Below are 13,491 nucleotides of genomic sequence, written 5' to 3' on the forward strand. Positions count from 1 at the left end.
CTCGTTCTTTTTGCCATCTTCAACCGGCAACTGGTAACCGGCAACTGGCAACTCCAATATTAGGCATCACTGGCACGGGCGGCGCGGGTAAATCCAGCCTCGTAGATGAGTTGGTGTGGCGCTTCCTGATGGACTTCCCCGATAAGACTATTGCCATCATATCCGTTGACCCGAGCAAGCGCAAAACCGGCGGTGCCCTCCTCGGCGACCGTATCCGGATGAACGCCATCAACTCGCCGCGGGTGTACATGCGCAGCCTCGCCACACGCCAGAGCAACCTGGCTCTGAGCAAGTACGTGCAGGATGCCGTGGACGTGGTGCGCGCCGCCGACTTCGACCTGATTATCCTCGAAACCAGCGGCATCGGCCAGTCCGACACCGAAATCATCGAGCATTCCGACGCCAGCCTCTACGTGATGACGCCGGAGTACGGCGCGGCCACGCAGCTAGAGAAAATCGACATGCTCGATTTTGCCGACGTTATTGCCCTCAACAAGTTCGACAAGCGTGGGGCGCTGGATGCGCTGCGCGACGTACGCAAGCAGTACCAGCGCAACCACGGCCTCTGGGACCAGCCGCTGGACACCATGCCGGTGTTCGGTACCATCGCCTCGCAGTTCAACGACCCCGGCATGAACCGGCTCTATCGCGCGCTGCTTGCCGCCGTAGAACAGAAAACCGGTATGCCGTTCGCCTCGCAGCTGGAAACCTCTAACACGGACTCCGAGAAGATTTACATCATTCCGCCGCACCGCACGCGGTACCTTTCCGAAATCACCGAAACCATCCATCAATATGACCAGTGGGTTGATAAACAATCGGCAGTGGCCCAGCAGCTCTTCGGAATCCGAGAAGCCGTCGGAGCCGTTGAAAGCCTCGGACAGCAGCAATCTAAAGGATTTGGCGCTGGGAACGGCAGCCACGGAGTCGCACCAGCAGCACTCGTGGCCGGCCTGGAGAGCACCTTCGAAGAGGTCAAGCTTCGGCTGGACGGACAGAACTGGAAACTTCTGGAGGCCTGGCCGCAAAAGGTAGCCGCCTACAAAGCGCCAGAGTTTGTGTTCAAGGTGCGCGACAAAGAAATCCGCATCCAGACGCACACCACCAGCCTCTCCAACCAGCAGATTCCGAAGGTCAGCCTCCCCCGCTACACCGCGTGGGGCGATTTGCTGCGCTGGCAGCTACAGGAAAACGTGCCCGGTGAATTTCCTTACACCGCCGGCGTGTTCCCGTTCAAGCGTGAAGGCGAAGACCCGACCCGCATGTTTGCGGGCGAAGGCGGCCCCGAGCGTACCAACCGCCGCTTCCACTACGTATCGGCGGGCTTGCCAGCCAAGCGCCTGAGCACGGCTTTCGACTCGGTGACACTCTACGGCGAAGACCCCGACCACCGGCCCGACATCTACGGCAAAATCGGTAACGCCGGCGTGAGCATTGCCTGCCTCGACGACGCCAAGAAGCTCTATTCCGGCTTCAACCTCTCTAACCCGAGCACCTCGGTGTCGATGACCATCAACGGCCCGGCTGCGCAGTTGGCTGCCTTCTTTATGAACGCCGCCATCGACCAGCAGTGCGAGCTATATATCAAGGATAATGGCCTGGAAGACGAAGTCAACCAGAAAATCGAAGCCATTTACCAGCAGAAAGGTGTTACGCGCCCAAGCTACGAGGGCGCGCTGCCCGCCGGCAACGACGGCCTCGGCCTGCTGCTGCTCGGCGTCACCGGCGACCAGGTGCTGCCCGCCGATGTGTACGCCACCATCAAGGCGCGCACGCTCAGCCAGGTACGCGGCACCGTGCAGGCCGACATCCTGAAAGAAGATCAGGCGCAGAACACCTGCATTTTCAGCACCGAGTTTGCTTTGCGCCTGATGGGCGACGTGCAGGAATACTTCATTAAGGAGAAAGTTCGCAACTTCTATTCGGTGTCGATTTCCGGCTACCACATTGCCGAGGCGGGCGCCAACCCGATTACGCAGCTGGCCCTCACGCTCAGCAACGGCTTCACGTTTGTGGAGTACTACGTAAGCCGGGGCATGGACGTGAACGACTTCGCCCCCAACCTGTCGTTCTTCTTCTCCAACGGCATCGACCCGGAGTACGCCGTAATTGGCCGCGTGGCGCGCCGCATCTGGGCCAAAGCCATGAAGCTGAAGTACGGCGCCAACGCCCGCTCGCAGATGTTGAAGTACCACATCCAAACCAGCGGCCGGAGCCTACACGCGCAGGAAATCGACTTCAACGACATCCGCACCACGTTGCAGGCCCTCTACGCCATCTACGACAACTGCAACTCCCTGCACACCAACGCCTACGACGAGGCCATCACCACGCCTACCGAGGAATCGGTGCGCCGGGCCATGGCCATCCAGCTCATCATCAACCGGGAGCTAGGCTTGGCCAAAAACGAAAACCCGCTGCAAGGCTCCTTCATCATCGAGGAGCTGACCGACCTGGTAGAAGAAGCCGTACTGATGGAGTTTGACCGCATCACGGAGCGCGGCGGCGTGCTCGGGGCCATGGAAACCATGTACCAGCGCGGCAAGATTCAGGAGGAAAGCATGCACTACGAGATGCTGAAGCACACGGGCGAGTACCCCATCATCGGCGTGAACACCTTCCTCTCCTCGAAAGGCTCGCCCACGGTCATTCCGGCCGAGGTGATCCGCGCCACGGAAGAGGAAAAGCAGTATCAAATCACGATGCTCCAGAACCTGCACGCCCGCAACGAAGGCAGCGCCGAGCAGCGCCTGAAGCAGCTGCAACAAGTAGCCATTGCCAACGGCAACCTCTTCGAGGAGCTGATGGAAACCGTGAAGTTCTGCTCCCTCGGCCAGATTACAAATGCCCTATTTGAGGTCGGCGGGCAGTACCGGCGGAATATGTAAACAGCTAGTTTCGGTTAGTGGAAAAGGGTGCTACCTTGGCAAGGTAGCACCCTTTATTTTATGACGATATTTCATCAATTGACTTTGGTGGCATTTCTACTAATGCCTTCTACATGTATGTCTCAGATGAGAACAATGCATGTTCCATTAAGCCAAAAAGGAGACACTACTTTCTGGTATAAGTATCATAATGAATTAGCGCACCGGCTGTCACTTACGGCTCTACCAAAATCCACGCATAGATATCACTTCCGAATTTGGATGGATAGACAAGCTATTGAAATATGGCAGGAATCAAATGGGGATAGTAAAGGCCATTTAATCTCTTGGGCGAAGGAGAATACACCGGAAAAAGAGGAACCAACAAATAGAATCGCTCACCGTGCTGTTAGCTTAGATTCATCTGCCATTAGAAAGCTAAATCAGCTAATAAAAAAAAGCAATATCAATTCCCTGCCCGATCAAGAAAAAATAGCAGGTTGGAAACAAGGCTTTGATGGTATAGAATATATTATTGAATCTCTTGACAAAGAGAACTACTATTTAAAAACTTATTGGACACCAACTGCGCAAGGCGACCTTGAAGAAGCAAAAGCTATAGTGAGCTTTGTTCAAGATGCATCAAAGCTCGTTTCTAGTCAAGAAGAATGGAAGTCATTCACCGCAACTATTTCTTACGAATGCTATATGAACAGTAGTATGACAACAGTCTGTAAAATACTCTCGTCAGCTGGCAAACGCCGTTTGAAAAGGGAACGTGAGAAATATCGCAAGAGCCAGATCAAATAGTTCCCTATCTAGCGTGAGTTTAGCGCAGCACAACTTCCGCCTAGCCACACCGCAGAAGCCTCAGCCTCCACTGCCGCGCCAGCAGCAAGCCAGAGCCACGCCGCTTGGAGTAATCCGGGCGGCGCGGTTCGTATCACTCAGACACATTGCGTAAATTCGAATGCTATGGCTTATACTGATTTCACCGTTTTCGACTTACGCCAGCAGTTTGGGGTACACTTTCGGGCGGAACAACTCTTTGCCGGACTTACGCCAATTGAGCCGAGCGGCTGGCTGCGGCAATCCATTCGCATAGGACAGCAAGTCGGTTTTAATAGCGAGAAGTCCCGCTCCGAGCGGCTGGTAACGCCGGTGTTGCTGGAATTGTGCGAGCTGAACAACCGCTCCTTTTCCATCTACTCCGGCATGAACCTCGACATCGACCCGGCGCAAGGCCTGCGCGGGGAGTGCGACTTCATCTGCTCATTCAGCCGCATCCAGGATTTCATTACGGCTCCTATCTTCTGCATTGCCGAAGCTAAAAAGCAGGATTTGGAACAAGGCATTATCCAGTGCGCGGCGCAACTCATTGCGCCGCGCAAGCTCAATGAGCTAGAGGGCCATTCGCCCCACGTACTGTTTGGCTGCTCTACCACTGGTGTTGAATGGCGCTTTCTAAAGTATGAAGGCAATGAGTTCATTCTGGATGAAGGCCGCTACCTGGTAAGTGATTTGCCCACGTTGCTGGGTGTGTTGCAACGTATAGTAGATTTGTCGCGGGAGCAGGTGGCAGCATCTTAAACCCGCCCGCAACGAAGGCACCGCCGAGCAGCGCTTGAAGCCGTTGCAACAAGTCGCCATTGCCAACGGCAACCTCTTCGAGGAGCTCATGGAAACCGTGAAGTTCTGTTCGCTCGGCCAAATTACGAACGCGCTATTTAAGGTCGGTGGGCAGTATCGGCGGAATATGTAGGCTGCGGCCATTTTCAGTAACGACCATATGGAGCAAGGCCCTTTTATTCCGCTGATTTCTGATTACGGCTTTAAGGCTACGTTCGGCAACGAAACCAATACCCTGTTTCTGCGCACGGCGTTGCAGGCGCTCATCAAGTCGCCGGTGCCTATTCGGGAGGTACAGCTGGATAAAAATGCTTTTGAAGCCCTAACACTGGACAGCCGGAGTGGTATTTTCGACTTGGCTTGTACTGATGCCGAGGGCAATCATTTTATTGTGGAGATGCAGCTGGCGCACAGCCCGCATTTTGTGCAGCGCATGAAGTTCTACGCGCTGCACAAATTCAACACCCTGGTGGAGCGGGGCCGGTTTGACTACGCCAACTTGCCACGCATTTACTGCATTGCGGTGTTGGAAAAGAGCATTTTGCCCACGGCCAACTACCACACCCTGGCCAATCTGCGCAACGAGCACGACGAACCGGTGGACGAGCAAATGACGTTGATACTGGTGAAATTGGCTAAGTTTAACAAGCCCGTAGCCGCCATCACCACCGACCTGGATAAGCTGATCTATACCATGAAAACGCTGCACAACGCCCCCGCCGACCCCATTCAATGGCCTAAGTTCTGGAATGAGGAATGGCTGCAACGGGCCATCGACGAACTGAACACGCGCAAGATGACGCCGGAGGAGCGGTTCCAGTTTGCCCGCTACACGGCCATCAACGCGGAGGCGGTGAATGCTGAGCGTGCCCGGCTACATGGCATCATTCAGCGCAGCCTGCAAAAAGGATTGACGCTGGAGGAAATTGCCGAAATCCACGAGTTGGACCTGGAATACGTGCAGGAACTGCATACCTTGCTAAATAACCCGTAGCAGTGGTGCCGGCCGAGGTAATCCGCGCCACGGAAGAGGAAAAGCAGTATCAGATTACGATGCTCCAGAACCGGCACGCCCGCAACGAAGGCACCTCCGAGCAGCGCCTGAAGCAGCTGCAACAAGTAGCCATTGCCAACGGCAACCTCTTCGAGGAGCTGATGGAAACCGTGAAGTTCTGCTCCCTCGGCCAGATTACAAACGCCTTGTTTGAAGTCGGCGGACAGTATAGAAGGAATATGTAATTTGTGGTCACAGTCTTTCACCAGATGACTCTATATAACAAGCTCTTTCTGATTGATCTTAATCTTAATGGGCCAAACGCTCCATCCTGAGACTTTATGTCCAATGAGTATTGGCAGAATGTGCTTAACAACTTTGTATTCAAAATTACTGACGGCTTTGCGTTTGCAGGCGTTTCTAAGAAAACCGATTTATTTCCAAAAGGCCTGAAATACTTCAGTGACTGGCAACTTGATATTATTAGTTTAGTCGAAGCTGAAGATGATATAGTTTGTAAATTCAATCTTAACGACAATTGCAAGCAACATTTCGTGAAGTTTGAGTTTGCGGTTCATAGTTTCGAAAGTGATGAGTTCAATAATTATTGCGAGTTTGATCAGCTGTATTTCTTCAGTGGCGAACGGCTGGTCGCTACATACATCAACCACGAAAGCATGATTGATTTTCTTGACTTGACTGATGATGAAGCGGCGCTTATTGAAACTTTAGACCCACATATAAAAGGCGATTTTGTTGATTTAGTTGATTTTTAACGACGCATTCAAAGCGAGTCGACAATCTTGAACAAGGAAATCCTTAATTAGCCACCCCGCAGAAGTTCTAGCCGCACCAGCAACAACTCAACACCGCACCGCCCGGATTGCTTCGAGCGGCGCGGCTGTTTTCGGGTGGGAACCGAGCATCTACATCTAGGAACTCAGCAACTGCGTAGAGTAGCCCATATCCGCATAGATTTACCTGCTTGAAATTTGGACAATGAGTTTACTCACAGTGTTTTTGGTGCTGGCCGCCTACTTATCACCTCAGCAGCAACCTGACGCACTGATTCAGGCTCCCGATACGAGCATACTCTACACCAAGCGGCGCATCGTGCTGCCCGAGGTACCGCAGCGCGGCCGGGTGCTCGACCGCCACGACTCAGTGTTAGTAGCCACCCGTCCGCAATATCTGCTGAAGCTGCCGCGCCGCCCGCCACTCGACACCCTGGCGCTAGGCCAGCTGCTCGGCCGGGGGCCGACGGCCATGCGGAAGCGCATTGCCGATGCCCTTCCTTATGAGGAAGCCCCAGCTGGCTATCCGGTTCAACTCCGCCTTACGGCAGTTGAAGCGGCGCGGGTACGCCGTAAAAGTCGCGAATGGCCCACCCTCACCCTGACGGAAGGCCGCCAGCGCACCTACACCACCAGCGTAGGCGCCCACGTGCTGGGCTATATGGGAACCGAGGCAGAGGCTTTCTACAACCAGGCCAAGCGTTACCGCCGCGGCCGTTTCTACCAGTTGCGCAACGGTGGCGTTGAGGGGTACTACAATAGCATACTCAACGGGCGCCGAGGTATCCTGCACCCCTTGGTGGATGAGCAAGGTCAGACGCAAGGCAGCTGGGCACCCGACACCGCCTTTCAGCAAGGCCAAGACCTGCACCTGACCCTTGATGTGAAACTGCAAGCCTACGCCGAACAACTCTTAGGACGCCGCAAGGGCTACCTGGTAGCCCTCAACCCGCGCACCGGCGAAATCCTGGCCTACGTGTCGGCGCCTACCTACAAGCCCGCTACGATTACCGCCCCCGATCTGGCCGGGGTGCGCACCAAGCTACTGCAACAGGAAGGCATGCCGCTACTCAACCGGCCGGCTATGCGCGCCAACCCGCCCGGCTCGGTGTTCAAGCTAGTGAATGCTGCCGTGGCCTTGCAACTAGGTTCTATCAGCCCCACTACCGGTTTCCGTTGCGACCAGAAGCTAGTCAGCTGCGTGCATCGCCATCCAGCGCCTAGCAACCTAACCGCCGGGCTTAAGTACAGCTGCAACCCCTACTTCTATCAGGTAATGGGGAAACTCATCAACTACGTACCCGATAGTCTGGTGCAGGATACTGTAGCCGCCCGCCACGCCAACCTGGCCCAATGGCGGCGCTACGTCCGCTCGTTTGGGCTGGATTCGGTGCTGGGCGTCGACATACCGCGCGAGGCGCCGGGTTTCCTACCCACCCCTGCATACTACGACAAGGCGCGGAGCACCACCCGCTGGAGGTACCGCTCAATTTACTCGCTTAGCATCGGGCAAGGCGAAATCAACCTCACCGGCCTGCAAATGGCCAACATGGCGGCCATTATTGCCAACCGCGGCTGGTACTACCCGCCCCACTTGGTGCGCGGCATCGGCGAGAATGGGCCACTGGCGCGCTTCACTGAAAAGCACCACACCCTCATCGACAGCGTGCACTTTGCCGCGCTGGTACCCGGCATGGTCGCCGTGATGCAGCGCGGCGGCACCGCCGACGCCTCCAGCCTGGCTGACGTAGGCATCACGGTGGCCGGCAAAACCGGTACAGTGCAGAACGACGAGGGTGACGACCATGCCGCCTTCGTTGGCTTCGCCCCGGCCAGCGACCCCAAGATAGCCGTGGCGGTGTACATCGAAAACGCGGGGTTTGGAGCCACGGCCGCCGCCCCCTGCGCCGTCATGGTGATGGAGAAATACCTGCGCGGCAGCATTGCGCCCAAGCGCAAGCGCTGGGAAGCACGCATTCAGCGCCGGGCACAGAACGGGTATTGAGAGCCTACCTCAACAGGCCTTGTTGTTCCGACTCAGATTCCTCCTGCGTCGGAACAACAAAGCTTTTGGGCTCGGTGCGAAGCATTACCAGCTCAGATTATGTGGAGTTAAACCTAACACCTAGTTTTTCGGGTGGTAAATAGGGCTTTGCTACCGAGCCAACGGGTAGCTGACTGTGAACCGAGCAGCTCGTCTTTTTCGCTAACTAGCGAATATGAAACAGACCCTATCTTTTTTCCCCGCGATGCTGGGCATGCTTCTGCTTGGGAGCTGCACCGAGAACAAAACGCCAGATGCTTCGGCCACAAATGCTACCTCCGCCCCTGCTGATCCAAGCGCGGCGGTGGCGGACACTGCCCGCGTAAGTGGTAAGCCGTGCGACATTAAGCTGGCCAATATCCACTTTACCAAGGCCGTCAACGGGGCCGATACCTTGACGAAAGTGGCTGCCGGTGGTAAGATGACGTTTCGGGTCGGGGAAAAGAAGGATTTTTTCTGCGACCCCAACGATAACAAGCTGTCCAATAACACGGCCCCTATCCTGCTGGCTGAAGTAGACAATACCAAACCCTTCACCTTGGTGTCGAAGGTTGTCCCCGGCTTCACTGAGAAAGGGCTCTACAATGCTGGGGTGCTGTACATTTATGTGAACGACAGGCGCTGGCACAAGCTCTGCTTCGAGCAGGATGAGCGCGGCAACCACCGGATTGTCTCGGTGCGCACGGTCGGTACCTCCGACGACAACAACCACGACGTGGTGAAGGCCCCTTCGGCGTACATGAAAATTTCGTCGGACACGCGTACGGTCGCCAGCTACTATTCGCTCGACAAAAAGAACTGGCAACTGGTCCGGCTCTATAAGAACGATTACCCCGCCAAAATCTGGCTGGGCGTAAGTGCGCAGTGCCCCGTTGATACGGGCACCGTGAGCTATTTCGAGGATATCAGTCTGACGCAAAGCAGCGTCACAGATTTTCGCCTGGGCAACTAGGCTGTCTGGTACTTGTATAGCACTAAAATCACGTCCCTTTTATACATTGCCGTATTTCTATTATATCTCTAAAATACAATGCGCAAAGTCTGCCTTTTCCTCTAGATCAGCCAACGTTGCTCAAGAAAAGGGCGAAGTGTTTGAAGACAAGGCAAAGTTTAAAGAGTTAACATGGATTGTCTGCCGAGATGCCCGGACTGCTGATCTGACTGATGCTCAAGTCAAAGCCGCATTCCCAATAACCTGCAAGTTTGTTTCTCGGGAAGAATTTGAGTCCGCAGTTCGTGAAGCCTCTCCAACGAATGCTTTTTTACGCCTTTGTTGGGTTGGTGGGGGCATGTTCGCCCCCATAGTATTCACTATGCCGGAGGCGAACATTGTTTGCCTAGGTAGACCTAAGAATAATTTTAATGTTCCTTATCTCACGGAAAAGGATATGAAGTTTTTTGCTAAATCAATGTCGCGGTAGAATCCATTGGGTTCAATGACTTAAAACGGCCCGCTCCAGACAAGGAGTGGGTCGTTTTGTTGATTTTATAATTGTAACACCCGTATTATTTCCATAAATGTTTACGCGTTTGGTGGTTGCGGTCCTTAGCGGCCAGGCTTCCTTTGCCAAAAAAAGTAATGGCTGCCACCGTCTATCAACAATTCAAGCAACTGCATTAGCTACCCGTGCTGCTGCTACGCTCTTCCACTCTGAAATGCCCGAGCCAACCCCTAGGCTTCGCGGCCGTGGGCACTTCCAGCGCGGCCATTGCCTGCATACCCAGTTAGGCCGACGGCAAGCAATAGTCTTATTGTCGGGCTGCGGTACGGATAGGCCGCAGCGGCGCCAGCACCACCCCTTGCCTATATCCGCGGACCTGGAAAACGGCTACAGTTGCTTTCCAACGCAGATTACCGGTTGTGGCTGGGAGGGAATGATGGCCTTTTTGTTGCTCTTACGTATGCGCCTAAACCGTATGGTTTACCTAGACGAGCTGGCCTCGACAGAGAAGCTAGCCCCCTTACGGAGTGGAAACAACTGCTGAGTGCTGCACCCGCAACGTACTATCACCTTCTAAGCCTACCTTGTTTTTATGAGCATCACCATCGCCCAGAATTCTGCCCATCCTCTCACCGTCAACCGTTTAGGCTATGGCACCATGCGCCTGACCGGCCCGGAGGTATGGGGCGAGCCCGCTAACCGCCCCGAGGCCCTGCAGATACTAAGAACCGCGGTGGAGTCGGACGTCAACTTTGTTGACACCGCCGACTACTACGGCGAAGACGTCACCAACCGCCTGCTAGCCGAAGCCCTGTATCCGTATCCGCCGGACTTAGTTATTTGCACCAAAGTGGGCGCCACGCGCCGGCCCGATAAAAGCTGGGTGCCGTACAACACACCCGAAAATCTGCGCGCCAGCATCGACAACAACCTGCGCACTCTCCGGCAGGAACAGATTCAGCTGGTGCACCTGCGCCTGATGGGTCATGGGCCGGTGCCCCTGGACGAGCAGCTGGGTGCCATGTTTGAGATGCAGCGCGAAGGCAGGATTCTGCACGTAGGCCTAAGCAACGTCACCCGCACGGAGCTGGAAGTCGGCTTAAAACTAGGCGAAATAGCCACCGTAGAGAACATGTACAGCTACGCCCAACGGACGACGATGCAGCTGCCGCACGGCGCAAATCCGGGTGGCGAGGAAGTGCTGGATCTGTGCGAGCAACATGGTATTCCGCTTATTCCATTTTTCTCGTTGGTACACGCGCTGCCCAAGGAGCTAAATAAAATCAATGAAATAGCGCGTCGGCACCAGGCCACGCCGGCCCAGATCAACCTGGCCTGGCTGCTGCATAAGTCGCCCTGGCTGCTGCCCATTCCCGGCACTTCTTCGCTGGCGCACTTGCGCGAAAACCTGCAAGCCGCCGATATTCGCTTAAGTGAAAAGGATATGGCTTACTTGGGATAATACGTTACTGCTACGGGCACAAAGCAACCACGAGGGGCTTCACCCGACTCTTTCCCGCAAACTAGCTTTACTTGGCGAGATGAAACGCAGCTTTTGGTATAGCATCGTGGTTCTGCTGCTGGCAGCACCCGTGCAAGCCCAATCCCTGACGGGCGTGTGGCAGGGAGTGGAAACGGATACCAGCGAGCCGGGGGCCAATTGGCCTGCGGTGCTCCGAGTGCAGAAAAATAAAGGCAGCAGCTTGCTTGGGGTGCTGTATCAGGAAAAAGGCGACCAGCCAGAAGTATCGGCAACGTTTCAGATGCAAGGCACCCAACTGGCAAAGGGCATGCGGCTCGACCACGTGCGCAAGCTAAACGAAACCGGGCGTATGCCCTTCTTTTTCTGGTGCGAAGGCTCCATCACCTTCACGTATGACCCGAACCTGGAAAAGCTAACCGGCCAAGCCACCTACCGCCCAGACGGTGACTGCAACAAGGGCACCTTCACGTTCTACCGCATCAAGCTGAAATCGGCGAGCAAGGTGCCGGCTAGTAAGGAAAGCACCTTGCGCGTATCGGGCCGCAACGTGCTTTGGTATGCTGATGCCGCCTTGAAACAGCCCGTAACCACCGGCAACACCTACCGCACCAAGCTCGCCAAAACCACCACCTTCTATCTTACGCAGGGCTACTACCCCACCCGCCAAAGCACCGCGGTGCCCATCACCATTCAGGTAACCGGCGCCGCGGCAACACCCAAACCCACTACGCCGCCTCCCGCTCCCGCCGTAGCCGATACGGTCCGGCCGGCACCCCTTGTGGCTCCCAAGCCGGTGGTGCTGCCCAAGGTGCTGTTTAAGCTAGGTACCGCCGAGCTGCTAGCCGAAGGCGGCCCGGCCCTCGACCAATTGGCCGCCGAGTTGAAAGCCCGCCCCACGCTGAAGCTGCGGGTAGCCGGCCACACCGATAAAATTGGAGAGCCCGAGAAAAACCAGGTTCTATCAGAGCAGCGGGCCGAAGCGGTAAAGGCTTATCTGGTGAAAGCAGGTATTGCGGCCGAGCGCATCAGTACCGTGGGCTATGGCGATGCGCGCCCGCTCTACCCTTCGCCCGACGCCCGCAACCGGCGCGTGGAAGTGGAAGAGGTGAAAGATTAGCGCCACTTTGCCGGTATAGCCCTGTTTCCTGGCGTGAGCATTGAAGTGCCGGGGATGCCCCACTACGTACCTGGCTGGCTGTATGGCCTGCTCTACTTGATCTGGTGGCAAAGAGTGCGCCTTGGTGCTGACCTATGACGACACCACTGAGATGGCGCACAAAAAAGCGGGCTGCCTACGTAAGACAGCCCGCTCGTTCACCTATAAAAGAAAGCTTTTACTTGATGAAGTTGCCAGCAATGGCCAGCACCGTGCTTGGATCCAGCGGCTCATCGAAAGCTTCTGATGCCTCAGCCATGGTTACTCCTGGCAAGGATGCCAGATTAACTCCTGCTTGGGTGGTATTTTCTTCTCCTGGATAGTCAGCGGCGGGGCTGCCAGCACCGTAGACGGGAGCTGTGGCGGCCGGAGCCGGCCCACCGTTGTCGTTGCCTGAAATCCAGCTCTTGGGCATGGCGTTGAGGTTGCCGGGAACAGCCTGCGGCCCACCGCGGCGTATCGTCCGGATGTGGGAGGCATGGCGCGCTTCCACCGAATGGATGTTGAGGGCGGCCTCCAACACGGTGTTGTTGCTGATCAGCAGCGGAGCGCCACCTTTGTAGGCTCGTACACCCGTGTCTTCCAAAGCTTGCGCTACGGCCAGGAAAGTACCCTGATTGGTAAATACTGTTGGGAACAAAGCCGGCCGTGCGCCGCCTTTAGCCCCCGTGAAATCGAAGGCGCCCACGCCCGGATCGGCAATGGCGGCGCTGCCTAGCACACTGCGCAGGAAGTCGACGTGCTTGCGCTCATCGTCACGGATGGTGGTAACGGAATTCCGGGCCTGACCCGTTAGCAGACCTGCCGAATTCAGCCCGGTCTGATAGAAATAATACTCTAGATACTCCAGCCCGAGGGCGAAGTTCAAAACGAATTTAACTTGGTCGCTCAGGCCCGAAGACTGCCCGTAGGCTTTCTGGAACATCGAGCCCATGGCCAAGGGAACGGCCGAAGCCGCTAGTTTCTTGCCGAAGCCCGCGAAGTGGCGGAACATCTGGCGGCGCTGGTCGAGCCGGTCATATACTTCCGGGTCCACCCGCTCGATTTCGGTAATCAGGTTCAGAATATTCATGGGTAGGATT

At 55.7% G+C, this 13,491-nt stretch carries 12 protein-coding genes and 1 pseudogene; 12 read left to right on the plus strand and 1 reads right to left on the minus strand.

From position 1 onward, the window contains the following. The 12 genes and pseudogenes from VF639_RS16250 to VF639_RS16305 form a co-directional block, all read left to right on the plus strand. Positions 1–2,888: methylmalonyl-CoA mutase family protein (locus VF639_RS16250; RefSeq protein WP_331146980.1), on the plus strand; the 2,888-nt coding region annotated here is incomplete at its 5' end. Positions 2,889–3,149: 261 nt separating this feature from the next. Beyond that, positions 3,150–3,677 (plus strand): hypothetical protein, encoded by a 528-nt coding sequence (locus VF639_RS16255; RefSeq protein ID WP_331146981.1) that lies wholly within the window; start codon positions 3,150–3,152, stop codon positions 3,675–3,677. Between the two features lie 165 nt (positions 3,678–3,842). Then, positions 3,843–4,457 carry a hypothetical protein gene (locus tag VF639_RS16260; protein WP_331146982.1) on the plus strand — a complete coding sequence of 205 codons (615 nt, stop codon included), beginning with the start codon at positions 3,843–3,845 and terminating at the stop codon, positions 4,455–4,457. 7 nt (positions 4,458–4,464) lie between these two features. Continuing rightward, a pseudogene (locus VF639_RS16265) lies at positions 4,465–4,629 on the plus strand (methylmalonyl-CoA mutase family protein); the annotation flags it as partial. Positions 4,630–4,656: 27 nt separating this feature from the next. Continuing rightward, the gene (locus tag VF639_RS16270; RefSeq protein WP_331146984.1) at positions 4,657–5,490 is read left to right on the plus strand and encodes an Rpn family recombination-promoting nuclease/putative transposase; all 834 of its coding nucleotides are present in this window, start codon (positions 4,657–4,659) and stop codon (positions 5,488–5,490) included. Positions 5,491–5,495: 5 nt separating this feature from the next. Then, the gene (locus tag VF639_RS16275; protein ID WP_331146985.1) at positions 5,496–5,735 is read left to right on the plus strand and encodes a hypothetical protein; all 240 of its coding nucleotides are present in this window, start codon (positions 5,496–5,498) and stop codon (positions 5,733–5,735) included. 96 nt (positions 5,736–5,831) lie between these two features. Then, positions 5,832–6,266: a hypothetical protein gene (locus VF639_RS16280; RefSeq protein WP_331146986.1), complete on the plus strand. Its 435-nt coding sequence runs from the start codon at positions 5,832–5,834 to the stop codon at positions 6,264–6,266. A 223-nt stretch (positions 6,267–6,489) separates the two neighbouring features. Then, positions 6,490–8,289, plus strand: a complete 1,800-nt coding sequence (locus tag VF639_RS16285) for a peptidoglycan D,D-transpeptidase FtsI family protein (protein ID WP_331146987.1) — start codon at positions 6,490–6,492, stop codon at positions 8,287–8,289. 214 nt (positions 8,290–8,503) lie between these two features. Continuing rightward, positions 8,504–9,280 carry a DUF1349 domain-containing protein gene (locus tag VF639_RS16290; RefSeq protein WP_331146988.1) on the plus strand — a complete coding sequence of 259 codons (777 nt, stop codon included), beginning with the start codon at positions 8,504–8,506 and terminating at the stop codon, positions 9,278–9,280. Positions 9,281–9,326: 46 nt separating this feature from the next. Further along, entirely contained in the window at positions 9,327–9,749 is a 423-nt protein-coding gene (locus VF639_RS16295) for a hypothetical protein (protein ID WP_331146989.1), read from the plus strand. A 613-nt stretch (positions 9,750–10,362) separates the two neighbouring features. Beyond that, positions 10,363–11,232, plus strand: a complete 870-nt coding sequence (locus VF639_RS16300; protein WP_331146990.1) for an aldo/keto reductase — start codon at positions 10,363–10,365, stop codon at positions 11,230–11,232. Positions 11,233–11,311: 79 nt separating this feature from the next. After that, positions 11,312–12,370 carry an OmpA family protein gene (locus tag VF639_RS16305; RefSeq protein WP_331146991.1) on the plus strand — a complete coding sequence of 353 codons (1,059 nt, stop codon included), beginning with the start codon at positions 11,312–11,314 and terminating at the stop codon, positions 12,368–12,370. A gap of 217 nt (positions 12,371–12,587) precedes the next feature. Here the strand turns inward: VF639_RS16305 and VF639_RS16310 are convergent, their stop codons facing one another. Continuing rightward, positions 12,588–13,481, minus strand: a complete 894-nt coding sequence (locus VF639_RS16310; protein WP_331146992.1) for a ferritin-like domain-containing protein — start codon at positions 13,479–13,481, stop codon at positions 12,588–12,590. Between the last annotated feature and the right edge of the window lie 10 nt (positions 13,482–13,491).

This window comes from Hymenobacter sp. (assembly GCF_036387835.1).
Lineage (GTDB): Bacteria > Bacteroidota > Bacteroidia > Cytophagales > Hymenobacteraceae > Hymenobacter.

Coding starts and splice junctions, on each gene's coding strand:
- VF639_RS16290 (WP_331146988.1), top strand. CDS start 8,504: ATGAAACAGACCCTATCTTTTTTCCCCGCGATGCTGGGCATGCTTCTG.
- VF639_RS16300 (WP_331146990.1), top strand. CDS start 10,363: ATGAGCATCACCATCGCCCAGAATTCTGCCCATCCTCTCACCGTCAAC.
- VF639_RS16305 (WP_331146991.1), top strand. CDS start 11,312: ATGAAACGCAGCTTTTGGTATAGCATCGTGGTTCTGCTGCTGGCAGCA.
- VF639_RS16310 (WP_331146992.1), bottom strand. CDS start 13,481: ATGAATATTCTGAACCTGATTACCGAAATCGAGCGGGTGGACCCGGAA.
- VF639_RS16285 (WP_331146987.1), top strand. CDS start 6,490: ATGAGTTTACTCACAGTGTTTTTGGTGCTGGCCGCCTACTTATCACCT.
- VF639_RS16260 (WP_331146982.1), top strand. CDS start 3,843: ATGGCTTATACTGATTTCACCGTTTTCGACTTACGCCAGCAGTTTGGG.
- VF639_RS16270 (WP_331146984.1), top strand. CDS start 4,657: ATGGAGCAAGGCCCTTTTATTCCGCTGATTTCTGATTACGGCTTTAAG.
- VF639_RS16280 (WP_331146986.1), top strand. CDS start 5,832: ATGTCCAATGAGTATTGGCAGAATGTGCTTAACAACTTTGTATTCAAA.
- VF639_RS16255 (WP_331146981.1), top strand. CDS start 3,150: ATGGATAGACAAGCTATTGAAATATGGCAGGAATCAAATGGGGATAGT.